Origin of the sequence: Lactobacillus intestinalis (genome assembly GCF_024397795.1) — a bacterium.
In the GTDB taxonomy this organism is placed as follows: domain Bacteria; phylum Bacillota; class Bacilli; order Lactobacillales; family Lactobacillaceae; genus Lactobacillus; species Lactobacillus intestinalis.
Window position 1 is genome coordinate 217,384 of sequence record NZ_CP072983.1, and the last position, 25,280, is coordinate 242,663.

The following is a 25,280-nucleotide window of genomic DNA, read 5'->3' on the forward strand; positions in this document are numbered from 1 at the left end:
AGGAGTTGTTATTTAGTGCCAACATCGATTAATACGATTAAACATAAGTTGGATTCTCACTTAGGCGATACCTTAACAGTAGTAGCTCAAGCGGGTCGTAAGAAGGTTACAAAGAGACGGGGAATCTTGAGAGAAACCTTTCCTGCAGTATTTGTTGTTGATTTAGATCAAGATCAAAATAATTTTAAACATGTTTCTTATAGTTACACTGATTTATTAACTAAGAATATTGCATTAGAATTTGATGATGAAGTAGAAGAAGCTGAAGCTTAAAAGCTGGAATAAGTACTAACATTGTTAAAATGTTAGTGCTTTTTTTTGTGCATTAGAGTAATATTTATAAGCAGATAAATCCAAACATTAGAAAGGAAATATTATGAAACGTTCAGAAAGACTTGTAGATATGACTAAATATTTATTAGAACGTCCTCACACTTTAATTTCATTACCTTTTTTTGCAGATCGTTATAATGCAGCTAAATCATCAATCTCAGAAGATCTTGCAATTTTAAAAAGAACTTTAGCAAATAATCAAAATGGAATTTTAGAGACTGTAGCTGGTGCAGCTGGAGGAGTAAGGTATATTCCATTTTTAGGGCATGACCATGCTAAGGAATATTTATTAGATTTGGCTTCTCGAATTGAGGATCCTAGTCGTATTTTAGCTGGTGGTTTTGTATACTTATCCGATATTCTCGGCAACCCTCAAGATTTAAGAAGAATCGGTGAATTGCTTGCCACTAAGTATGCTTATTCTAATATTGATGCCGTAATGACTGTTGAAACTAAAGGAATTGCCTTGGCACAATCAGTAGCACGTTATTTAAATGTACCATTTGTAACGGCTAGAAAACGTTCAAAAGTTACCGAAGGTGCAACTGTTTCAGTTAACTATATTTCTTCTTCATTAGATCGTGTTTCAAAAATGGAATTGCCAACTCGTGCGCTTAAAAAGAACTCAAATGTTTTGATTGTTGATGACTTTATGAAGGGCGGCGGTACTTTAACTGGAATGGAAGAACTAGTTAAAGAATTTGACTGTAGTATTGCTGGAATTTGTGTCCTTTGTGAGGCTGATTTTGATAAGAGCAAATTGGTGGATAATTATATTTCATTAATCAAGATTAGCAAAATCGATACTACTAAAAAGATTATTTTAGCTCAACCAGGGAACTTCCTTTCAGTTACTGATTTCAATCGCTTCTAAATGTTATACTAGACACTAGTTTTGATATTAATTAAGAGGTTAAAAATATGAAAAAATTTGTTGTTGTATTGGCTGCTGGTAAGGGAACTCGGATGAAGTCCAAGTTGTACAAAGTCTTGCATAAAGTTTGTGGCAAGACGATGGTTGAACATGTTGTTACTGCAGCTGAAGGTGTTGATCCTGAAAAGATCGTAACTATTGTGGGTACCGGTGCTGAAGATGTAGAAAAAGTTCTTGATGGCAAATCAGAATTTGCTTTCCAAGAAAAGCAATTGGGTACTGGAGATGCAGTTAAGACTGCTGGCAAAATTTTGGCAGATGAAGATGGTGCAACTTTAGTTGTAACTGGAGATACCCCATTATTTACTGCGGATACTTTCAAGAACTTGTTTGAATATCACAATGAAAAAGAAAATGCAGCTACTGTATTGACCGCAGAAGCACCAAATCCATTTGGTTATGGCCGAATTATTCGTGATGATCAAGGAAATGTTTTACGAATTGTAGAACAAAAAGATGGCAAGCCTGAAGAATTAAAAGTTAAAGAAATTAATACTGGTGTATTTTGTTTTGACAATAAGAAGCTCTTTGAAGCTTTAAAGCATGTTACTAACAACAATGCTCAAGGAGAATATTACTTAACGGATGTGCTTGAAATCTTGCGTAATGAAGGCGAACGCGTTGGTGCATACAAGATGCCTGACTTTAGTGAAAGTTTAGGAGTAAATGACCGCATTGCTTTAGCACAAGCTACTAAAATTATGCAAAGAAGAATCAATGAAGAGCATATGAGAAATGGTGTATCTTTCATCGATCCCGATACTGCTTATATTGATAGCGATGTAAAGATTGGTAATGATACTGTCATTGAAGGCAATGTAGTAATTAAAGGGAATACTGAAATTGGTAGTGATTGTTACATCACCAATGGTTCAAGAATTATCGATTCTAAGATTGGTAATAATGTAACTGTTACTTCTTCAACTATTGAAGAATCCGAAATGGATGATAATACTGATATTGGTCCAAATTCACACCTTCGTCCAAAGGCTGTTATTCGTGAAGGCGCTCATATTGGAAACTTCGTTGAAATTAAGAAGGCTGAAATTGGTGTGGATACTAAGGTTGGTCACTTGACTTATGTTGGGGATGCAACTTTAGGTAAAGATGTAAATGTTGGTTGTGGAACTATCTTTTCTAATTACGATGGTGTTAAGAAGTTCCATACTACAGTTGGAGATCATTCATTTATTGGCGCTGGTGCAACTTTGATTGCTCCAATTAACGTTGCTGACCATGCCTTTATCGCAGCTGATTCTACTATTACTAAAGATGTTAATAAGTACGATATGGCAATTGCTAGAGGCCGTCAAACTAACAAGCCAGATTACTGGCACAAGCTTCCTTTATCAAAAGACAAGGAATGGGAATAAAGTTTATTTTAAAAATTAAATAACAAATATTAAGAGCATGAATTTTAAACTTTTAAAATTTTATGCTCTTTTTTTGGCGTAACTATAGCATATTTAGCAAGCAAGATTATAATAGAAGAGTAGATAAAAAAACATAACGTGGGAGTGAAAATATAATTTAAAAACTAACAGAGTATAGAAAATTGAATAAAATACCAGACATTGCATTCTACGCTAGGTAGAGTTAGATTTTGACATGAGGTAGAGAACATGAGAATAAGTCGTAAGTTAATGATGGTTTCAGCAGTCGCTTTAATGGGAGTTAGTCCACTTTTGACTAGCACTCAATCAATTCAGGCCGCAAGTTCTACGGTTTACAAAACTAACAGTAAGACAAGTGTTGTTAGAACCATCAAGAATGCACATTTTGTAGATCAAAATGGTAAGAGTATGCCTATCGTTGCTGAAAAGGACGGTAAGTATACGGTTTGGAATGTTAAGTCGATTAATGGTGAGACTTACTATAACGTGGAAAAGGATTCAAATTATTGGATACCTTCTTCTGCTACAAAAGGTAAGGTAAGTTACGTTAAAAATGGCGCTTCATATATAATTAGTACCAATGATGATGTTAATGACGGTACGGTGGTACCACATGCTTCAGGTGAAACTATTACATTAAAGAAGAACGCCTATGTTTATAATGCAAATGGAAAACGCGTAGGTAAAATTTACTATAGTAAAGGTGCTAAGTTAGCTAACAAAGGTACTAAACGCATTAATGGCAAATTGTATTATGTTGTTGACACTGGCTATATTAAAGCTGGGAATGTGGCAAGCAGCAATGTAACCCCACATGCGTCGACATCACCTACTCCTTCAACTACCAGCAACTCTAAGAAGTTAGGGCGTCCAGATAATTGGGTAGCTGGTAAAGATACGCTTAAGTTGAAGAAAAATGCTATTCCATATGATAAAAATGGTAAGAAGCTCACTAATTTAGGTTATTCTTACATTAAGAAGACCACAGTTCTTAATTACTATGGAACAAAAACAATTAATGGCTCAACTTATTACTTCTTAGGTGATGGGGTTTATATTAAAGCTGCTAATGTAGGAACAACTAGTCATAATTAATGCACCCGCAGATGATCGTTAAAAGCGATCATCTTTTTTCTTAGGCTTATAATTATATTGATGTAAAAAATAGTAACAAGGAGAAAAATTATGAGCCTAAAAAAGAAAGTGATTTTGACATCTGCAGCTCTAGGGGCGACACTGTGCCTTTTTTCAAATGAAGCAATCGCTACAGTAACTGTAAATCCAGCTAAACCTACTAACGTTATTCATTTGGGTGGCAATCCTTCCAAAAAGGCAACTTCTAAAACTTCCCAAACTGATAAATCTAAAACCAAAGTAATTGGGCCAGAAGATGAAGAAGAACAATTGAGTAATACAATTGTTTCTAAAAGTAGTGTTCGCTTGAATAAGAATGCACCATTTTATAATAGCTTTGGCAAAAAATTAAAGAAGCTGGCTAAGAAAAATACTCTTTATAAAATTTATCAGATTAAGACTTTAAACAATCATACTTATTACAAGACTAAATCTGATTTGTGGCTACTCGCAAAGAGTACCAATGGTGAGGTGTGGTATAAACAGGTTTCAAATAATATAATGATTTTGACAACAGATAAGAAAGGCAATTTGTCTTACTCTGTTTATAATCCCGTTCCTACTGTGACTAGTTTAATTACTAAACATAATGCATACGTATATAATAATGCGGGACAATTGAGACGCACAAAATATGGGACGATCACTTTGATTAAAAAAGGAACCCTTCTTAAGGGCTATAGTATTAAGCGCGTTGCGGGTAAGAAGTTCTATATAACCAATCATGGATGGATTAAGTACAACAATTTAGAAAAGGTTAAAATTCGTAAAAAATAACAAAATTAATGTAGTCTTTAATTCACAAATAGTGTTTGAGGATTTACAATATTAGAGTATAAATAATTATATTTTTGCGTTGAGGTAGATAATATGAAATTAAGTCATAAATTAGTTATGGTTTCAGCAGCTGCTTTAATGGGAGTTAGCCCAGTTGTTGGTTCAGCTGTAAATACTAACGTAGCCTTCGCTGCTACTAAGAAGTCCAAGTCTGTTAAGGTTTATAACACTATGGGCAAGAATAGCCGCATCAAGCCAACTAAGACTATGTACTTTGTTAACAACAATGGTAAGAAGACTAGCAAGAAAGCTTACAAGAATGGTAGCTACATTATTTATAATGTAAAAGAAGTTAATGGTGAAACTTACTTCAGCATTCAAAGTAACTTGAAGTACTGGATTCCAGCAACTGCTACTCGTGGTTCTGTTCAATACCAAGATGGTAACAAGTTGGTAACTATTACTACTGATGGTAAGAAAGTTGTTCAAACTGAAAAGACTTTGAAGTCAAGCTCAAAGAAGTCAACTAAGAAGGCTTCAACTAAGAGCACTAAGAAGACTACTAAGACTAATTCAAAGAAGTCAACTAAGTCAGAAAAGACTTCAACTAAATCAGAATCAAAGAAATCTGATGAAGATTCAACTAAGAAGTCATCAAAGTCAGACGAAAAGTCAATTTCATCAAAGAAGACTACTGACTCAGATTCAAAGAAGTCAAGCAAGAATGACTCAGCTAAGTCAGATTCAAAGTCAGATAAAAAGACAACTAAGGACTCAGCAAAATCTGATTCAAAGAAATCAACTAAGTCAGACTCAAAAGTAGCAGATGAAAAGTCAGAAAAGACTTCATCAAAATCGGATGCTAAGAAGTCATCAGATGAAGATTCAAAGGAATCAACCAAGGCTTCAACCAAGAGCATTAAGAAGACTACTAAGACTGATTCAAAGAAGTCAACTAAGTCAGAAAAGACTTCAACTAAATCAGAATCAAAGAAATCTGATTCAAAGTCAGAAAAGAAGTCAACTAAGTCAGACTCAAAGAAATCAGACGAAAAATCAACTTCATCAAAGAAGTCAACTAAGAAGACTATCAAGGTAACTAACATTGTTGCTAAGCGTAAGGCTCAAGTTTACGACAAGAACGGTAAGAAGGCTAAGACTTACATGGGTAGCAAGAAGTGGACTATCATTGGTAAGGGCGTTCAAGTTAAAGGCTTAGGTACTAAGACTATTGATGGTGTTAAGTACTACGCTTTACAACCAAACCATTACTACGTAAAGGCTTCAGACTTTACTATTAAGAAGTAATGTGTTAACTTATTTACATTTTCTTAAGAAGACTGTTTCAAAAAGTGAACAGTCTTCTTTTTGCGTTATAATAAAACTACTGATGCAATTATTAGTAATATAGATAAGTTAATAGAAAATATTCTAATAAATTAAATATGGAAATTAGAGATTTTTTATTTCGTGAAATTGAGGGAAAAAAAGATATGAAATTAAGTCATAAATTAATTATGTTATCAACAGCAGCATTAATGGGTGTTACTCCAGTTTTAGGGGGAGTTAATACTGCTAGTGTCGCTCAAGCTGCTACCAAGTCTAGCAAGATTGTTTTGGGCAGTAATGCATATGTTTACTTAAAAGATGGAACTCGTAATAAGAATTATAAGGTGGGAGATACTGCTTACCCTGTAATTGGTAAAGGTGCAAAACTTAATGCTTACGGTTTAATTACTATCAAAGGTGTAAGTTACTACTCTATCGGTGACGGTAATTATATCAAGGCTTCTAATGTGGCAACGGTTGATGGTAAAAAAGCAACTACTACCACTACTAGCTCTACTAAGAAAGATACTCCTAAAACTGATAAGAAGACCACTACTAAAAAGGATACGAGCAAAAAGGATACCACTAGCAACGCCACTACCACTTCAACTAATGATGATAGTGATGCAAAGTCAATTGAATTAAGTCACAATTCATATGTTTACGACAAAAACGGCAAGCGCATCAAGAGTGCCGGAACTTTGAAAAAGGGTTCAAAGGTTTCTTACGTTAGCTTAGATACTATTAACTCTAAGAAATACTACAACTTAGGTAAGGGTCAATACATCAAGGCAGCTAATGCCGAAACTACCACTCCAGCTAAAAAGAATAATAGACATGTTGAATTAACTCGTAATTCATATGTTTACGACAAAAATGGCAAGCGCATCAAGAGTGCAAAAACCTTAAAGAAGGGCGCAACTTTTGATTACACTGGTACAAAAGATATTAACGATGTCGAGTATTACGATATGGGTAAGGGTCAATATGTTAAAGCTTCAAATGGTGTCATTGTTAAGTCAGTAGAGTTAATTAAGAACTCATACGTTTATGATGCAAATGGTAAACGAATTAAGAGTGCTGGAACTTTAAAGAAGGGTTCTACTATCGATTACTATGGTACTAAGATGATTAATGATCGAAATTACTATGATATGGGTAAGGGTCAATACATCAAGACTACCAATGCTAAAGAAACTGAAGATACTGAGCCAGTTAAGGAAGATACTTATATCAATTTGATTAAGAATGCTATTATTTATAACGATAACGGCGATACTTATAATGAAGACAGTGCCCCCCTTCTTAAAGGTGCTTCTTACCAAGCTTTGGCTGCTAAAAAGATTAATGACAAATGGTACTACAGTATTGGTGATGGTCAATGGATCAAGGCTGTTAACGCTGTTGTAACTAGTGGTCCAGCTTTAATTCCAAAGTCTGAAGATCCAAATGCAGATTATACTAACTCTACCACTGATCCAAATCAATTGATTGCTACTTGGACTACTTCAAGCCCTGTTTATAACAGTAAAGGTGAAATCAGGCCAAACCAAGAATTTGGTAAAGGTCACCAAGCTCGTGTCAGTGAATTAAGATACATCTGGGTAAAATCTGAAAACCAAGCTGTTTTGTTCTACAAGTTAGTTAGTGATAAGGACGGCTTTGTAAAGGCTGATGCCGTCACTATAAGTGGTAAGACTCTTACTCCAGCTAATGATGCTGAACAAGCTAAGAATGATGCTGTTGTAGCTACTGATAGTGATAAGGTAAGCTTGATTAGTGCAATTAACAATGCTGATGCTGCTGAAAAGACAGATGCATACAAGTTTGCAACTGATGCCGCTAAGACTAACTTTAAGCAAGCTTATGAAGCTGCTCAAAATGCTCGTACTTCAAAGACTGCAACTATCAGTGTTGTCAAGAATGCCCTTGATAATTTAACTAAGGCAATTGCTAACTTAGATGGTAAGAAAGTTCCAGTAACTGACTTAAACAATTTAAGCCAAAGTGAAAAAGATGCCATTATTAAGTTAGTTGCTCGTGTAAATAATGCTGCTGAAAGTGCTATTCAATTCACCAGCAACACTCAACTTGCAATCAATACTCCAGATGGTTATCAATACCTTCCAGTATCAGATTATGCAACAGCTACTCCTGTTGCAACCACACCTGTTAACAACAACTAGATTTACATTTTGAATACAAATGAAAGTGCACTCTCTATAGGGTGCATTTTTAGTTTAAAATAGTAATATTAAGAAAGCGCTTTTGCGCAATAAAAAGTGGAAGTATTAACAGAGGAATAAGATGTTAGGTTTTTCAGTATATCTAAGTCATGATTTGACTGCAGATGATTATAATTACTTAATTGCAATGCGAAATGCAGGATTTAATACAGTTTTTACATCACTCTTAGACCATGACAATGGAGAAATAGAACGCTTAAATGAATTAGGTAAATGGTGTAAAAATTTAGATTTAAAAGTAATTGCAGATATTTCAAAAGAGAGCTTAAAATTTTTAGAAATTAAGCAATTAACGGACTTTGAAACATTACCTTTAACAGGGATTCGAGCTGATGAAGGGATTAGTATGCCTGACATTGCTAAAATTTCTAAGTCTTTCACCGTTGTGTTGAATGCAAGTACAATTACTCAAAATGATATTGATGAGTTGAAGGATGAGAATGCGGATTTTGACAATTTAACGGCATGGCATAACTTTTATCCTCACCCTCATACCGGGTTAGCTTCAAAATGGTTTAAGGAAAGAAATCATTGGTTGCATAAATTTGGCTTGAAAGTGGGAGCCTTCATTTCTGGTGATAAAAGTGCTGGATTTTATCGGCCAACTTTAGAAAAATTGCGAGGAGTAAACCCGTTAGCTGCAATGTTAGAGTTAAAAAAGCTGAATTGTGATGATGTTCTTGTAGGGGATACCTCCATAGATACAGACGTGATTACGACTTTTGTAAGTTATTTGAAGCAGAAGGCGATTACTCTTCATTTAAGAGAAGGGAACCTTACCTTGATTCAAAATCAATGGCACAATCGTCCTGATGTTGCGCGTGATGTGGTTAGATTGGTGGAAGGTAGAATTAAGCAACTGTTTGATTTAACTCCGCAAAAAGAGATTTTATCGCGTCCAGAGGGTAGTGTGACTTGTGATAATGATCTTTATGAGCAGTATCAAGGAGAGTTACAGATTACTAAATGTGATCTTCCAGCAGATGAGCGCGTTAATATAATTGACTATGTTGTCCAAGAAGATTTAAGTTTATTGAAATTTGTAGGTTCCAGTTCTCCCATAATTTTTGTGAAATCTACAAAATAACAAAATTATTTTATTTATTTGTTATCTTTTTTTAACCTCAAAAGTGTCTTAGAACCCCATGATATCGGGCTTTAGGATACTTTTTATTTCTTTATAAAAATACTTGCATTTAATAACTGATGTTATATAATATAGTTGTCAAGAGGAAATGAAGAGTTTTAGAATCGAAGGTATTTAAAATGAAGAAGTTAGTTAAAGTTGTTTCAAGTTTAGTTCTTGCTGTTAGTTTTTTAGGTGTTGGTTCAACTGTTAGTGCTGCTACTTTCAATGCTCCAAAGTTGGGTGTTGCCGAAGTTGCTCCAACTGATCCAGCCATTAAGAAGGGCGAAAAGATTTTCGTAACTGTCAAAGATACTAAGAAGCAAACTGTTGCAGTTTACAACAAGGATGCTAAGAAGACTTCAAAAACTGTCAAGATGGGTTCAACTTTTACTGCAAAAGATGTTAAGAAAGTTAACGGCAAGAAGATCGTTAAGATTTCATCAAACAAGTGGTTGAACACTAAAGATGTTGTAAAAGACTAATTGTTTTAAATACTTCGATTTATTGAGAAAGCCAGATACTAGAAATGCTAGTATCTGGTTTTTTGTTTGAATTTATCATAAAAGAAAGCTATCTGCGGTTTCTTTTTAGCCAAGTTTTGCTAAAATATAAGGTAGTTGTATTTTTACGGAGGAAACTATGTCTTACAAAGACGATTTAATGATTTTTGCCCTTAATTCAAATGTTCCATTAGCTCAAAAAATAGCTGATCGTGTTGGTGTTCCACTTTCTAAATCAAGTGTAGAACGCTTTAGTGATGGTGAAATTCAAATTAATATTGACGATTCTGTTCGTGGTAAAGATGTTTATTTGATTCAATCTACTAGCGATCCTGTAAATGATAATTTAATGGAATTGCTTATCATGATTGACGCTGTTCGTCGTGCCAGTGCTCGCAGCATCAACATTGTAATGCCTTACTATGGTTATGCACGTCAAGATCGTAAAACTCGTGCACGTGAACCAATCACAGCTAAGCTTGTAGCTGATATGCTTCAAACTGCAGGTGCAGATCGTGTTCTTTCACTTGATTTGCATGCTCCACAAATTCAAGGATTCTTCGATATTCCTGTTGATAATTTAATGGGTGCCCCACTTCTTGCAGATTACTTCTTACGTAACAATTTAGAAGAAAATGCCGTTGTTGTTTCACCAGACCATGGTGGTGTTACCCGTGCAAGAAAGCTGGCTGAATTCTTAGGTACTAACATTGCTATTGTTGATAAACGTCGTCCTAAGGCTAACGTCGCTGAAGTTATGAATATTATTGGAGACGTTAAAGGAAAGCGTGCAATCATTATCGACGATATAATTGATACTGCCGGAACTATCACTTTAGCAGCTCAAGCTTTAATTGATGCTGGTGCTACTGAAGTTTATGCTTCTGCAACTCATGCTGTTTTATCAGGCCCAGCTATTGATAGATTGAATAACTCACCAATCAAGAACTTGGTATTGACTGATTCAATCGATCAACCAGCTGAAAAGCAACTTGATAAGATGCTTTTAGTTTCTGTAGGACCACTTATGGGTGATGCAATTAAGCTTATCCAAGAACATGAACCACTTAGTCCATTGTTCAATACTAGATACCAAGAAGAAAAGCGTAGATAGTAAACTTTTGAATAATAAAAAGCTCCAGATTTCTGGAGCTTTTCTTATCTTTATTTTTTGTGAGGACGACGCAAGTAATGAAGCGCACCATTTTTAATATAACGTTGGAATTGCTCATAAAGTGGATCAAAAATTTGTGGTTCGTTACTTTGAGATAGCATAGTTTTTGGGAAGAAAAATCTCTCATCGCCTTGAAAAGTCCCATTTAAAGCCTTAACTAAAGGACTAAGTTGAGAAAGTTCAATTAAGCTGCCATCGTCTTGCATGATTTCAATTTGGCTATTAGCATTCTTACCTGTGGGTTTGTAAGCATCATATGGTTCATCAAAAGCTGAATTAGTATCAGTATAATAAGTAGGATCAAAGCCAGCTTGCTTAATTAAATCCTTTAATTTTGGTAAAAGTCCTTTAGTGTCTTCATCAATTCTGATACTAGCGAGAGGTTTTCTAAATAAATATCTGCTAGCAAGATCAGCCAAAATTGGATCAGAAGAATTGAGCCAGAGTGAAAAATTGGTTTCCATGACACCATCATCCAGCTTTAAATAATCATCTAAAGTCCAATTACCTTCTAAAAATTTGGCTAAACTTGGAGTGACTTGCAAAGTGCCAGTTTTGTAGACAACCTTGGCTCTTTGAAGCAAATGATGCAAAATCACTTCCATTGAGCGACCTACGCGGTGGAAGTAAACTTGTTGATACATTTGATAGCGCGAAACAATGTAATCTTCAACTGCGTGCATTCCATTGTTGGTAAAGCAGATACCATCTTGATATGGACGGATCACTCGTAAAACTCGAGACAAGTCAAACTGACCATAATTTACACCAGTAAAGTAGGCATCTCTTTGTAAATAATCCATTCGATCCGCATCTGCTTGGCTGGAAATCATCTTCACTACTTGAGGGTTAGGGTAAGTTTTTGCAATTACACTGGCTACCAATTCAGGAAAATTAGGTGAAACTTGTCGTAATGCCTGGTTGATCTCAGTATGAGGATCCGTAATGATTTGTTGGCCAATTTTTTCATGATTCGTCCCAAATAAGTGCTCAAAAGTATGTGAATATGGGCCGTGACCAATATCATGAAGTAAACCTGCACATTCAACCAAGAGGCGATTGCTATCATCCCATAATCCATCGTCGGGTTCACGTGAAGGATAATTTTTACTAAAGATATTGCAAATACGTCTTGTTAATTCGTATACCCCTAAGTTATGCTCAAATCTGGTATGAGTTGCCCCAGGAAAAACGTAGCTAATAGGCCCAAGTTGTTTAATCCGGCGCATTCTTTGGAACTCTTTTGATTGCAAAATGTCAAAAATTACTTTATCTTCAATATGGATGTATCCGTGGACGGGGTCACGTAAAAGAACCTCATCTTTTAATTTTTCACTTTGAAAATTTAACATGATAATTCCTCAAACTTAATTCTTATTATTTTGGAAAATATAATTTAGAATATACTTAACTAGATTATATCAAATGTATACAAATGAAGTAGGTGATTTTGCATATGGAAAAAGTAGAAATTCATTTAACAAGTAAAATTACACAAGAAGATGAAACGGCAACCTTTGAAAAAACGATGCCCGGTGAATTTAATGAAAAAGATGGTATAATGCGCTTATCCTATTTAGAGGATGGGCAAATTCCAATTAAGATTATGATTAAGAACAATGAGATGATTATGCGCCGAGGAGTTGATAGTCGCAATCATTCTTTAATGAGGTTTACTCCTGGTGAAAAAGAAGATTGCCACTATCTTGTTGAAGGCCGACAAATGGATTTAACTAGCGTGACAAATTTACTAAAAGTGACTAAAAATGGCGATGAGCACAAAGTTAGTGTTGAATATGACCTCTTTAGTGGTCTATACTTAATAGGTAACTATGCAGTCACGTTGATTTTTGCTTAAACGCTTAGTACAATAGTAAGGATTGTAAAAAGAGAGGACGTACAACTGTGGGATTAGACCAATTTAAAGATAAAAATCGTGATGAATTGTCAATGATCGAAGTTGCTCGTGCAATTTTGGAAGATAACGGCAAGAGAATGGCTTTTGCAGACATTGTGAATGCTGTTCAAAAGTACTTGAACAAGAGTGATGAAGAAATTCGTGAACGCTTGCCACAATTTTATACTGATATGAATACTGATGGTGAATTTATCTCCATGGGTGAAAATGTTTGGGCCCTTCGTTCATGGTTCCCATATGAATCAGTTGACGAAGAAGTTAACCACCCAGAAGATGAAGAAGAAGATTCAGCAAGAAAGCACCACAAGAAGGTTAACGCATTCTTGGCAAGTGCTACGGGTAGTGATGACATCATTGACTACGATAATGATGACCCAGAAGATGAAGATCTTGATGCTACTGAAGATGATGGCGAAGATTATGACGCTGCTGATGATTCAGAATTTGATGAAGATAATGATGATGATGATGACGTTTTACCAGACGGTATTGAAGGTCAATTATCACAATTAAATGACGATGATGACGACGAAGATAATTAATTTGCTTGACTTAAGAGTCAAAAGCGGATAATATCTTTCTTGGGCACCCTGTGTGTATTAGCTCCCCTGAGGGAGCTTTTTTTATTTTTATAATGAGTTAAAAGAAAAAGGAGTTTGGCTAATGACAAAATACATCTTCGTTACTGGCGGTGTCGTATCTTCACTTGGTAAAGGTATTTCTGCATCAAGTTTGGGTCGCTTGCTTAAAAACCGCGGATTGAAAGTTACTATGCAAAAATTTGATCCCTACATTAACATTGACCCAGGTACAATGAATCCATACCAACACGGTGAAGTTTATGTAACCGATGACGGTACTGAAGCAGACCTCGATTTGGGACACTATGAGAGAATCGTAGATGTAAGAACCAGCAAGTATTCTAACGTTACAACTGGTAAAATTTACAAAGAAGTCCTTGAAAAAGAACGTCGTGGGGACTACCATGGTGCAACTGTTCAAGTAATTCCACATATCACTGATATGATTAAGAAGAAGATCATGCGTGCTGCACTCACTACTGATTCAGATGTAATTATTTCTGAAATTGGTGGTACTGTTGGTGATATCGAATCAACTCCATTCATGGAAGCAATTCGTCAAATGAGACGTGAAGTTGGTGAAGACAATGTAATGTACATCCACTGTACTTTGGTACCATACCTTCACGCTGCCCATGAAATGAAGACTAAGCCAACTCAACATTCAGTAGCAGAACTTCGTAGTATTGGTATTCAACCAAATATGCTTGTTTTACGTGCTGAAAAGCCAATTAACCAAGAATTAAAGGACAAGATTTCTACCTTTACTGATGTGCCTGTAGATAGAATTATTGAATCAATCGATGCACCTTCACTATTTGACTTGCCACTTGCTTTCCAAGCTCAAGGTATGGATCAAAAGGTTTGCGACTTCCTTCACCTTGAAAGTCCAAAGAAAGAAGCCGATATGGAAGCTTGGAAGAAGCTTGATGAACGTGCTAAGACCTTGAAACACACTACAAAGATCACTTTAGTTGGTAAGTATGTAGAACTTGAAGATGCCTACATTTCAGTTACTGATGCTCTTCAACATGCTGGTTACCTTTACAATACTAAGATTGAAGTAGATAAGGTACAAGCAGAAGATGTAACTGAAGACAACATTGCTGAAATCATGAAGGATTCAGATGGTTTGATCGTTCCTGGTGGTTTTGGTACTCGTGGTCTTGAAGGCATGATTACTGCTATTAAGTACGCAAGAGAAAATGATATTCCATTCTTGGGTATTTGCTTAGGAATGCAAATGGCCAGTGTTGAATTTGCTCGTAATGTTCTTAACCTTAAAGATGCAAACTCAGCTGAAGCAGATCCTGATACTAAGAACAACATTATTGATATTATGGCTGACAAGCGTGATGAAGAAAATATTGGTGGTACTCTTCGTTTAGGTCTTTACCCAGCAAGTCTTAAGAAGGGAACTAAGACTCGTGCAGCTTACGATGATCAAGATGTTATCCAAGAAAGACACCGTCACCGTTACGAATTTAACAATGAATATCGTGAAGCATTTGAAAAAGCTGGTATGGTATTCAGTGGAGTTTCACCTGATAACCACTTAGTAGAAATTATCGAAATTCCAGATAAGAAATTCTTTATCGCTGCTCAATATCACCCAGAATTTTTGAGTCGTCCACAAAGACCTGAAGGATTATTTAAATCATTCATTGGTGCAGCTAGCGGATTACCTGCCCAAGAATTCTAGTTGGATTATACAAAAAGCTGAAAAATAAGAGGATTGGCGAGCTGATCCTCTTGTTTTTTTCCTCAATTTCTTATAACATTATTATGATTATTGAAAGTAGAAAAGGATTTGTTTTCGCCAATGAAGCAGATGATAATTCATGGTGGAAAGCCCCTGCAGGGCGATGTCTGGATTGGTGGCGCAAAGAACTCCACTGTTGCGCTTATTCCAGCATCAATATTATCGAGAACAACAGTAATCTTGGAGGGCGTCCCAAGAATTGCTGATGTGGATAACTTAATGGACTTGTTGAACGAGATGGATGTACATTGTGATTTTCATGAAACTACTTTGCGCATTGATCCACAAGACATTAAGATGAGCCCATTGCCCGCTGGCAAGATTAAGAGTTTACGTGCATCATATTATTTTATGGGGGCACTTCTTGGCCGGTTTGGTAAAGCAATTGTAGGTTTTCCAGGTGGTGACGATATTGGCCCTCGTCCCATCGATCAACATATTAAGGGCTTTGAAGCCTTGGGCGCAAGTGTAAAAAATGAAAATGATCAAATTATAATAACTGCTCCTGAAGATGGACTTCACGGTGCTAAGATTCATCTTAAGATGCCTTCAGTTGGTGCAACCATGAATATTATCATGGCTAGTGTCACTGCTAAGGGACAAACTATTATTGAAAATGCTGCTAAGGAACCAGAAATTATTGATTTAGCAACGTTTTTGAATAATATGGGAGCAACTATTCGTGGTGCTGGTACTGATTCAATTAGAATCGAAGGCGTTGAACGATTAGAAGCACAAATTCCTCATACAATCATTCCTGATCGAATTGAAGCTGGAACCTATGTAGCTCTGGCTGCTTGTATTGGAAATGGAATCAGAATTCACAATATCATTGAAGAACACCTTGATTCTTATCTAGCTAAAGTAGAAGAGATGGGTGTGGTCATTGATGCGGATGAAGATTCTTTGTATGTTTATCCGGCTGGAGATTTGAAGATGGTTCAGGTTAAGACCGATGTTTACCCTGGATTTGCGACAGATTTGCAGCAACCAATTACACCGCTTTTGCTTACAGCAAAGACCGGTGAAGGGGTAGTAATTGATAATATCTATCCTAAGCGAATTGGTCATATTGCTGAGCTCCAAAAGATGGGTGCAAATATTAAAGCCGAAGATAACATTATTTTGGCACATCCAACTAAGGAACTTCATGGAGCAGAAGTTACTGCTGGAGAAATTCGCGCAGGTGCTTGTTTAATGATTGCTGGATTGATGGCAGATGGCACAACCGTTATTGATAAGGCTGGCAACATCTTGCGTGGTTATGATCGAATTCAAGAAAAGCTCCGTCAACTTGGTGCGGATGTAAAAATTGTAGACGATCCAGAAGTTCCAGGGATTATGGATGATGTCGCAAACTAATAAGCAGAATGGCAGAATTGCTGTTCTGCTTTTTTGTTTTTGGGCGAATATTGGTTAAATTTAGTGTGTCACTGTTTATAAAATGAACTAAAATATATTTGAATAATTTGGAAAGAAAAGAGAAATATAAAAATGAAGTCTTTAAGTAAAAAGGCATTATTGTTAACTGCTGTTGTTGGAACAGGATTTTTGTTTGGATCAAATCAAGTACACGTTCATGCCGCTACAGCTAAAACTGAAACTACTGCAAAAGTTAAGAAGTTAACTCCAGTTATGAAGAATCAACCTCAATTAACTAAGCAAGGATACGTTTTGCGCGCTACAAGTAACACAGCTTCTAAGATTTTTGTAGGGAAGGCAAATTACAACCGTGCCTTGAAGCTAGCCAGCCAAGACAAATTCTTGAAAAAAGGTAAGACTGTTAGTTACAAGAAATTGAAGAACGTCAAGTTCAGAGTAGAGAAGGAACTTGATGTAGTTGATCACCCAGCTGGCGCTCCAATTTACTTATTGGCTTCAAAAGATAAGAAGTACAGTTTCTGGACCACTCCCGCCGGAATGGAATACTACTACTTACACGACAAGACTCTCCAACCAGTTCTTAAACCATTGAAGAAAATCGCTGACCGCAAGAACACTAGCCTTAAAAATGCTCAAAACAAGCGCGATTTTGCTCAAGCCATGAAAGCTGCTAAAAAGTTACCAAGCAGTTTAAGAGCTCAAGTGATGATTTCGTTGAAACAATCTCAAAAAGATGGCAAAGTTGACATGATTGACGAAAATGGTAATAACTTAATGCTTGCCGGAATTGAATGAGTTTGAAAGAAAAGAGAACTATAAAATGAAGTCTTTACGTAAAAGTGCATTATTGTTAACTGCTGTTGTTGGTACTGGTTTTTTGTTTGGAACAAACCATGTGCAAGCTGCTACTAAGGCACATGTAACCACCGTTTCCAAGAAGAGTTCAAGCTCAATCAAGAATACTCCTTTAACCAAGAAGGGTTATATTCTTCGCGTTCTTGATAATAAAGAAGCATCCCCCATTTACATTGGTAAGGCCAATTACAATCGTTTAGTTAAAAACGCAACACTACTTAAAAATGCTAAAACCATTAGCCCTAAGAAAGTTCAAAACATTAAGTTTAGAGTGGAAAAGGTATTAGATGTAAGTAAGCGCGTTGCCGGGGCTCCCGCATACTTAGTCGTTTCAAAAGATAAGAAATATAGTACTTGGACCACGCAATCTGGTTTGCAATATTATTATCTCAACGACAAGTCAATGAGAAGTGTAACTAAGCCTTTGAAGAGAATTGCCAATAGACAAGATCGCGATTTGAAGAAAGCTAACAATAAGCGTGACTTCAATCAAGCAATGAAGGCTGCTAAGAAACTTAAGGGTTCACAGAGAAGCTTGGTTGTAAGTTCATTGAAGAAATTGCAAAAAGACGGCATGAATGACGAAGGTGTCAATTTGTTACTCTTTGGTTTGCAATAAAGTAATGCTTGCTGGAATTGGCCTAATTGGAAAATAATTATGAGGCTTTTATGTTTGGAAGAAAAAAGCAGGCAAGAATACAAAAGCAGCTACTTAATCAAATTGATGAAATTTTGAGGGATCCTAATATCAAGGATGTTGAACGTAAATCGCTAAAGCGCGTAAAAACCAGATTGGAAAAGGGAGAGTATTTATAAAGAGTCCTGAATGATTTTTTAGCTGATGTTAAAAGCTTAGCACTTAAATCTCAGCTTACACCTAGTGTTAGTCAGTTTTATTTAAGCATCATTAATGATACTTACGAAAATAGTGGGTGGAGTGGCATAAGATTTATGTAGCGCAGAGAAAAAACCACATGACATCAATTTTGTCATGTGGTTTTTCATATCTAAAATATTATTGAATTAATCAAGCAAGTCGTACTTCAAAGTCATTAAGCCATGACCTTCTTCAACCATTTGACCTAAAAGATCAACTGTGTTGTTGTAAACGGTCTTGGCCATCTTATCGTTTGCGGCATTAAGAGCTTTTTCTAAATCTTCACCCTTCAAATCCTTGGCTGCTTCATCAGTGTCATGTTCAATCTTGTGACATTGAGCAAGGCTCTTTTGTTCAAAAGCATCTTCAAGTTCACCGTAAACGCGGTAATTAGTATCACCGAGTTGAGCGGTTAACTTGTTAAGCCAGAAGATCTTGCTCAAGTTGAACTTAGGAGTAGTTTGGAAGCTTTCAGGGGTTTCAGTGACGTTAGTGTAGAAAGGAACCATGCTGTTGAAAGTGTTTGGTCCAAATGCAAGCCACTGTACCCCAGCAAGACCAGCAGGAACATCGTTTCTGATTTGCAAGATGTGAGTTTCGAAGTTTCTGTTAATTCCGATTGGACGGAAGGTTTTCTTTTGTTCAGGAGTACCTTGGTCGCCGTAAGCATCATACGGGGTGTCTTGGTAGTGAGAACTTTCAGCCCACTTAATGTCTTCAACTGAGATCAAGCGATTTGCGTGGCAGATAAAGGCTTGATCTTGATCGCCAGGATTGCCACCGAAGTCTGGATCAAAGTAATTATGGATGTACCAAGCACGTGGGTTATTGTAGTGAGCGTCCTTGATGGTTGAAGAACCAAAGATATGACGCATGTTGTAGCCTTCGCGATCAGGATTTAAGTGGTATTTCTTGATTAAGTCCTTCAAGTCACTTGAAGCCGCAAAATTATCAGGATCATCAAAGTCGAATTCATCAATATTTAAACGGTTTGGTGCGATAACGTAGGCGTCATCAGGGATGCGACGAGCAATCCAATGATGACCACCGATGGTTTCCAGGTACCAAATAGTATCTTTATCGGAAAAGGCCATTCCATTCATTTCGTAGGTACCATACTTTTCAACTAAGTAACCCACGCGCCTTACACCGTCAAAGGCTGAGTGAAGATATGGAAGTGTTAAAGTAACGAAATCTTCCTCGCCAAGTCCGCCATCCTTTGGATCAAGAAGAGGATCGACGCCTTGAATGCGAGAATTAGTGGTGATGGTTTCAGTTGCGGTCATAGCAACGTTATCACTGTTAATACCGGCAGCTGCCCAGATACCATTTTTACCAGAAACATCGGGAGCACTGGTGTAACGGAGAGGAGTTTGGGCTAAATCTGAATCATCGATCTTTTGATGACTGATGACACTTTCGTAGTGCTTGGGTTGTTCGTTAGGCATGACAACTTTGAAACCTTCAGGAATGATAGTGCGGCCACCATCTTCACTTCGGGCAATCATCGTTGAACCATCAATACTTGCCTTTTTTCCGACAAGAATAGTAGTACATTCTGTTTGTTTCATGAAAAAATTCCTTTCTGATAACTCTTTACTACTATTGTACGCGAAAAAACACCTCTTAGTGAAGGAATGCGCTAATGATTACTTTTTCTTACGGTAAAACTTAGGACTTAGACCTGTATAGCGTTTAAAGGCTTTAGAAAAAGTAAACTCATCTCCATAGCCGATAGTATTGGCAATTTGTTGAACAGTGTAGGAACTATTGAGCAAGTTTTGCTTAGCTTTTTCCATACGTAATTGAGTCAAAAATCGAGAAGGAGTCAGATTTAAATTTTGCCTGAAAATATTGTACAAATAACTGCGTGAAATATCTAATTCATGACAGACAGAAGTAATGGTACAAGCTGGATTAATATAATTTTGTTCTAAATAATTAATAGCCAGTTGCAATTCCTCATTGGAATTTTTGGACTTCAACTTGGTTTGTTCAGGATATTCAGTAAGCAAATGGTAGAAAAATTTATAAATTAATGACTCAATGAGCACATCATTAACTAAGGAATTTTGATTGTGGACTGCTTTAAAAAGTTCCTTTAAACTAGCCAATGTTTGACTTTCTTGGACTTGGCGCAGGTAATACTTATTAACCAGTTTTGAATTGTTCAACATGGTTTTGATTTTTACCCCAGAAAATCCAATCCAAAAATATGACCAAGGTTGCTTTCCATCAGCTTGATAAAAACAAGGAACTCCTTTTGGCAAAATAAAAATATCACCAGCTTTTAAGTTTACAGTGTGGTGATTAGCTACTGAAAAGGTTCCTTTGCCGGATTGAACGTAGTGAATAATGTAGTTGTTACGCACATTGTTGCCTTTGAAAAAATAATTAGGTAAACATTTTTCTTGCCCGAAAAATAGCACATTACTTTCAATACCTTGATTGCTAAGGGTACGATATTCTCCATTCATCTTAAATTTTCCTTTCAAAAAAACATATTATCAATGGCTTTATGTTTTTACTTGTTTTGCTTACATATTTAAATAATAGCATTTTTAACTGATAATATGTCAATTTGTAGCTAAATAAAATGACATGTTTTTAAATAATTACGCTATTCGTTAAAGCGGATTCATAAGGCATAATAATCATTGACGAAAGCGAATACATAAAAAGTGAGGGAAAATTATGAAGGATAAAGATGAAGGGAAAATGTCCTTAGGAGCTCGACTTGCTTATAGCTTTGGGGCATTTGGTAATGATTCATTTTATGGGTTATTATCTGGATATTTGATCATGTTTATTACGTCGCACCTATTTGATACAGGAAATGCGGCTGAAGATGCCAAAATGATTAGTATGGTAACTTTGATTATTATGACACTTCGAATCGTAGAATTATTTATTGATCCGTTTATTGGGAATGCGATTGATAGAACCAAGACCCGTTGGGGACATTTTAGGCCCTGGGTTGTAGTTGGTGGTAGTGTTTCTGCAGTAATTCTATTGATGCTCTTCACGAACTTAGGTGGACTTTATTAAAAGAATGCTGTTTTGTATATGGTTGTTTTTGCAGTTTTATATATCACAATGGATATCTTCTATTCATTTAAAGATGTAGGTTTTTGGTCAATGCTTCCATCTTTGACTACGAGTTCTAGAGAACGTGAAAAAACAGCTACATATGCTCGTGTAGGTTCCACTGTAGGTGGGGGACTTGTTGGTATTTTGGTAATGCCAGCTGTTATTTTCTTCTCTGCTAAGGCCACAAGTACTGGGGATGATCGCGGATGGTTTATCTTTGCGGCAATAATTTGTACAATTGCCTTCGTTTCTGCATGGTGTGTTGGGTTATTTACACGCGAAGTTAACAGTGATATTCGTAAAAACAAGCAAGATACTAAAGGAATTGTAGGTATTTTTAAAGCCTTATCTGGCAATGACCAATTAATGTGGGTAGCTTTAGCATACTTATTCTATGGAATTGCTATTAATATTACTAACTCACTGGAAGTTTATTACTTTACTTATATTATGGGGATGCCTAAAGCTTTCTCAATCTTTTCTACTATCAATATTTTCTTGGGAATTATTGCTACTTCATTGTTCCCAATTTTGTCAAAGAAGCTCAGTCGTAAAGTCTTATTTACTTCTTGCTTAGTTGTAATGTTATGCGGGATGGGACTCTTTGCTGTGGCAGGAAGCAATTTGCCTTTAGTTTTACTAGCTGCTTCAGTATTTGGTTTTCCACAGCAAATGGTCTTCTTGATTGTGTTAATGGTAATTACAGACTCAGTGGAATATGGTCAACTTAAATTAGGCCACCGTGATGAATCCTTGGCGTTGTCAGTACGTCCATTAATTGATAAATTCGGTGGTGCTGTCTCTAACGGTGTTGTAGGTCAAATTGCAATCATGGCTGGGATGACTACTGGTGCTACTGCCTCTTCAATCACTGCCAGTGGAAAAATAAACTTCAAGATTATGATGTTTGCTGTGCCTGCTGTCATGCTAGTAATTGCAATTATTATCTTTGCAAGTAAAGTTATCTTAAGCGAAAAGAAACATGCTGAAATTGTTGCCGAACTTGAGAAGACTTGGGGTAAAAAATTTGATAAAAGCGGTGAAAATACCGTTGATGGAGATGTATTGATTCCAACTCCAATCTCAGGAAAACTGATGAACTTAAGTGAAGTTAATGACCGAACATTCTCTTCAGGTTCTGTTGGCCGAGGGTTCGCTATTAAGCCAAGTGACGGAAAGGTCCTTGCACCTTTTGATGCAACAGTTAGACAAGTCTTTACTACGCGTCATGCCGTTGGTCTAGTGGGTGATAATGGTGTTGTCCTACTCATTCATATTGGTCTGGGTACCGTTAAATTAAAAGGAACAGGATTTGTTTCTTATGTTGAACAAGGTCAAAGAGTTAAGAAGGGACAAGAATTAATTGAATTCTGGGATCCTACTATTAAAAAAGCGTGTCTTGATGATACCGTAATTGTGATTGTTACAAATTCGGATAAATTCTCAGAATTTGAAATGACGGTAAAAGATGGTCAAAGTGTTCAAGCTGAAGATAATGTGTTAGAACTAAAAGTAAAAAATGAAGAAGAAACTGCACTAGGAGGCGGCCAAATTGAACCAGCTAATTAACTATGATGAGAAAAATAGAGTCTTTCATTTACATAATGATCAAATTTCCTATTTGCTTGCAGTAGAAGAGGGAAAAACTTTAGCTCATTTATATTTTGGAAAAGCAATCAAAAACTATCATGGGCAGATGCGATATCCTCGAGTAGATCGTGGATTTTCAGGAAACTTACCTGGGTCACTAGATCGAACTTTTTCTCGAGATTCTTTACCAAAAGAATATAGCTCCGCTGGAGAAATGGACTATCATACTCCGGCAGCTGTTATCAGACAACGTGATGGTTCTAATGCACTATTTTTAACTTATGAAGGCTATAAAATTGTCGATAGTAAGCCAGATCTTGAAGGATTGCCACATTCATTTGTTGAGAGTAAAGATGAAGCGCAAACTTTGATCATCACTTTAATTGATGAAAAAAGCCAAGTTGAGTTTGAACTATCTTATACTATTTACCGTAATCGTCCTGTAATCACACGTTCAGTGAAAGTGATTAATAACGGTAATGAAAAAGTAAATATTGAAAAAGTTGCTTCCATGCAAATTGATTTTGTAGATCGTAATTTTGAGTCAATTACTTTGCCCGGGGCTCATGCGCATGAGCGCCGAGTTGAACGGAGTGAAATCAATCAAGGTATCCATGTTTATTCAAGTCACCGAGGGACGTCCAGTCATCAGATGAATCCCTTTATGGCCTTGGTTGATCCAGATACAACTGAATTTGTGGGGGATGCATATGGTTTTACCTTAGTTTATTCAGGGAATCATAAATTTGAAGTTGAAAGAGATCAATTTGCACAAACTCATGTGAATATTGGGATTAATGATTTTAACTTTAATTGGGAACTTAATCCAACTGCTAGTTTTCAAACTCCTGAAGTCTTCATGGTTTATTCAGACCAAGGCATAAACAAGATGAGTCAAGCCTTCCATAGTTTAATTCATGAGCGTGTCATTCGAAGTAAATATAAAAATCAAGTTCGTCCAATCTTGGTTAATAACTGGGAAGCAACCTACTTTGATTTTGATGAAAAAAAGCTTCAACCAATTGTTGATGATGCTAAAGAAATGGGCATTGAAATGTTCGTTTTAGATGATGGCTGGTTTGGTCATCGAGATGATGATAATTCTTCATTAGGTGATTGGAGCGTTTTTGAAAAGAAGTTTCCAAATGGCTTAGATCATTTTGCAGATTATGTGCATCAGCAAGGACTAAAGTTTGGACTTTGGTTTGAACCAGAAATGATTTCGATGGATTCAGATTTATATAAAAAGCATCCTGATTATCTGATGCATGTTCCTGGACGGATGCCAAGCCCATCCCGTAATCAATATGTTCTAGATCTTGGTAGAAAAGAAGTCCGTGACAATATTTTTGATCAAATGAATAATATTCTATCTTCTGGAAAAATTGATTACATTAAGTGGGATATGAATCGACATTTGTCTGATATCTATGAAGCTGATTTGCCAAGTGCTAGACAAGGTGAGGTATATCATCGTTATGTTTTGGGACTTTATGATTTATTGGAAAAAGTTGTAGATACTTATCCTGATCTTTTGATTGAGGGATGCTCTGGCGGTGGTGGCAGATTTGATGCTGGAATGGCATACTATACTCCTCAAATTTGGGTCAGTGATGATAGCGATGCGATTGACCGCTTAAGTATTCAATATGGCACCAGCTTAGTTTATCCTCAATCAATGATGACCTCACATGTTTCAGTTAGTCCAAATGAACAAAACGGTCGGCTTACTCCATTTAATACGCGTGGAGTAGTCGCAATGTGGGGTGACTTGGGCTATGAACTCGATTTAACTAAGATGAGTAAAGAAGATCGTCAAGCAGTTAAAAATCAAGTAGCAGAATACAAGAAAATTCGCCAAGTTACTCAATATGGTACTTTCTATAGATTAAAGAATGCTCAAACCAGTAATCAATGTGCCTGGGAGACCGTTTCTCCTGATAAAAATGAAGTTGTGCTTTCTGTAGTTAAAGTGATGGCAAGTGCCCAGCCATGTTTAACTAAGACAAAATTGGTTGGACTTGATCCTGAAAAGCAATACGAGGATCAAGCAAGTCATGAAGTCTACGGTGGAGATGAATTAATGAATCTTGGTATCTATGATCCAGTTGAACACGGTGACTTCATGGCTCACCTTTACCACTTTAAAGCGATAAACTAGTTTCTTGATGCCCGTTAGAATTAGTTAAATGCTTTCTTTTGTAAAACTCCTCTACTTTTCCTATTTGTGTCAGTTTATTTTAGTTGATACCCCCAGCTAAAATAGATATCCGC

At 36.3% G+C, this 25,280-nt stretch carries 20 protein-coding genes and 2 pseudogenes; 19 read left to right on the forward strand and 3 right to left on the reverse strand.

Annotated features, from left to right (window positions below):
- Positions 1 to 15: 15 nt before the first annotated feature.
- From KBW87_RS01045 to KBW87_RS01090, 10 genes and pseudogenes are all read left to right on the forward strand, one after another.
- Positions 16 to 273, forward strand: a complete 258-nt coding sequence (locus KBW87_RS01045) for a Veg family protein (RefSeq protein ID WP_057810368.1) — start codon at positions 16 to 18, stop codon at positions 271 to 273.
- 103 nt (positions 274 to 376) lie between these two features.
- A complete protein-coding gene (purR, locus tag KBW87_RS01050; protein WP_057810370.1) occupies positions 377 to 1,207 on the forward strand; it encodes a pur operon repressor in 831 nt (276 codons plus the stop codon).
- Positions 1,208 to 1,254: 47 nt separating this feature from the next.
- Positions 1,255 to 2,640, forward strand: coding sequence for a bifunctional UDP-N-acetylglucosamine diphosphorylase/glucosamine-1-phosphate N-acetyltransferase GlmU (gene glmU, locus KBW87_RS01055; RefSeq protein WP_057810372.1), 1,386 nt, complete (start codon positions 1,255 to 1,257; stop codon positions 2,638 to 2,640).
- A gap of 249 nt (positions 2,641 to 2,889) precedes the next feature.
- Positions 2,890 to 3,756, forward strand: coding sequence for an SLAP domain-containing protein (locus KBW87_RS01060; RefSeq protein ID WP_057810374.1), 867 nt, complete (start codon positions 2,890 to 2,892; stop codon positions 3,754 to 3,756).
- Between the two features lie 90 nt (positions 3,757 to 3,846).
- The gene (locus KBW87_RS01065; protein ID WP_057810376.1) at positions 3,847 to 4,572 is read left to right on the forward strand and encodes an SLAP domain-containing protein; all 726 of its coding nucleotides are present in this window, start codon (positions 3,847 to 3,849) and stop codon (positions 4,570 to 4,572) included.
- 1,113 nt (positions 4,573 to 5,685) lie between these two features.
- Positions 5,686 to 5,880, forward strand: a pseudogene (locus KBW87_RS09670) (SLAP domain-containing protein); the annotation flags it as partial.
- A gap of 185 nt (positions 5,881 to 6,065) precedes the next feature.
- A complete protein-coding gene (locus tag KBW87_RS01075) occupies positions 6,066 to 8,087 on the forward strand; it encodes an SLAP domain-containing protein (protein WP_157055139.1) in 2,022 nt (673 codons plus the stop codon).
- Between the two features lie 121 nt (positions 8,088 to 8,208).
- Positions 8,209 to 9,234 carry a MupG family TIM beta-alpha barrel fold protein gene (locus tag KBW87_RS01080; protein WP_057810386.1) on the forward strand — a complete coding sequence of 342 codons (1,026 nt, stop codon included), beginning with the start codon at positions 8,209 to 8,211 and terminating at the stop codon, positions 9,232 to 9,234.
- 179 nt (positions 9,235 to 9,413) lie between these two features.
- Complete coding sequence (locus KBW87_RS01085) at positions 9,414 to 9,758, forward strand: hypothetical protein (RefSeq protein WP_242368064.1); 345 nt, start codon at positions 9,414 to 9,416, stop codon at positions 9,756 to 9,758.
- A 157-nt stretch (positions 9,759 to 9,915) separates the two neighbouring features.
- Positions 9,916 to 10,890 carry a ribose-phosphate diphosphokinase gene (locus KBW87_RS01090; RefSeq protein WP_057809602.1) on the forward strand — a complete coding sequence of 325 codons (975 nt, stop codon included), beginning with the start codon at positions 9,916 to 9,918 and terminating at the stop codon, positions 10,888 to 10,890.
- Between the two features lie 50 nt (positions 10,891 to 10,940).
- On the opposite strand, the gene KBW87_RS01095 is transcribed toward KBW87_RS01090, so the two are convergent.
- Positions 10,941 to 12,302: an HD domain-containing protein gene (locus KBW87_RS01095; RefSeq protein WP_057809600.1), complete on the reverse strand. Its 1,362-nt coding sequence runs from the start codon at positions 12,300 to 12,302 to the stop codon at positions 10,941 to 10,943.
- 104 nt (positions 12,303 to 12,406) lie between these two features.
- Here KBW87_RS01095 and KBW87_RS01100 point away from each other — a divergent pair, with 104 nt between their 5' ends.
- The 7 genes from KBW87_RS01100 to KBW87_RS01130 all read left to right on the forward strand — a co-directional run bounded on the left by KBW87_RS01100 (position 12,407) and on the right by KBW87_RS01130 (position 18,265).
- Positions 12,407 to 12,808, forward strand: coding sequence for a YwiB family protein (locus KBW87_RS01100; protein WP_057809598.1), 402 nt, complete (start codon positions 12,407 to 12,409; stop codon positions 12,806 to 12,808).
- Between the two features lie 47 nt (positions 12,809 to 12,855).
- The gene (rpoE, locus tag KBW87_RS01105) at positions 12,856 to 13,410 is read left to right on the forward strand and encodes a DNA-directed RNA polymerase subunit delta (protein WP_004045722.1); all 555 of its coding nucleotides are present in this window, start codon (positions 12,856 to 12,858) and stop codon (positions 13,408 to 13,410) included.
- A 121-nt stretch (positions 13,411 to 13,531) separates the two neighbouring features.
- On the forward strand, positions 13,532 to 15,151 hold the full coding sequence (gene pyrG, locus KBW87_RS01110) for a CTP synthase (protein WP_004045719.1): 1,620 nt from the start codon (positions 13,532 to 13,534) through the stop codon (positions 15,149 to 15,151).
- A gap of 120 nt (positions 15,152 to 15,271) precedes the next feature.
- Entirely contained in the window at positions 15,272 to 16,573 is a 1,302-nt protein-coding gene (gene murA, locus KBW87_RS01115) for a UDP-N-acetylglucosamine 1-carboxyvinyltransferase (RefSeq protein ID WP_004045717.1), read from the forward strand.
- A gap of 132 nt (positions 16,574 to 16,705) precedes the next feature.
- Entirely contained in the window at positions 16,706 to 17,389 is a 684-nt protein-coding gene (locus KBW87_RS01120; RefSeq protein WP_057809596.1) for a hypothetical protein, read from the forward strand.
- A gap of 25 nt (positions 17,390 to 17,414) precedes the next feature.
- The gene (locus KBW87_RS01125) at positions 17,415 to 18,068 is read left to right on the forward strand and encodes a hypothetical protein (RefSeq protein ID WP_057809594.1); all 654 of its coding nucleotides are present in this window, start codon (positions 17,415 to 17,417) and stop codon (positions 18,066 to 18,068) included.
- 50 nt (positions 18,069 to 18,118) lie between these two features.
- The gene (locus KBW87_RS01130) at positions 18,119 to 18,265 is read left to right on the forward strand and encodes a bacteriocin immunity family protein (protein ID WP_255807133.1); all 147 of its coding nucleotides are present in this window, start codon (positions 18,119 to 18,121) and stop codon (positions 18,263 to 18,265) included.
- Between the two features lie 207 nt (positions 18,266 to 18,472).
- On the opposite strand, the gene KBW87_RS01135 is transcribed toward KBW87_RS01130, so the two are convergent.
- Both KBW87_RS01135 and KBW87_RS01140 read right to left on the reverse strand, forming a co-directional pair.
- On the reverse strand, positions 18,473 to 19,897 hold the full coding sequence (locus KBW87_RS01135) for a C69 family dipeptidase (protein WP_057809593.1): 1,425 nt from the start codon (positions 19,895 to 19,897) through the stop codon (positions 18,473 to 18,475).
- Between the two features lie 78 nt (positions 19,898 to 19,975).
- Positions 19,976 to 20,803, reverse strand: a complete 828-nt coding sequence (locus KBW87_RS01140) for an AraC family transcriptional regulator (protein WP_057809591.1) — start codon at positions 20,801 to 20,803, stop codon at positions 19,976 to 19,978.
- 217 nt (positions 20,804 to 21,020) lie between these two features.
- Here KBW87_RS01140 and KBW87_RS01145 point away from each other — a divergent pair.
- Positions 21,021 to 22,985: pseudogene (locus KBW87_RS01145) on the forward strand (sugar MFS transporter).
- Positions 22,969 to 25,167: an alpha-galactosidase gene (locus KBW87_RS01150; RefSeq protein WP_057809589.1), complete on the forward strand. Its 2,199-nt coding sequence runs from the start codon at positions 22,969 to 22,971 to the stop codon at positions 25,165 to 25,167. The pseudogene KBW87_RS01145 and the gene KBW87_RS01150 overlap by 17 nt, the downstream one beginning before the upstream one ends.
- Positions 25,168 to 25,280: the final 113 nt, after the last annotated feature.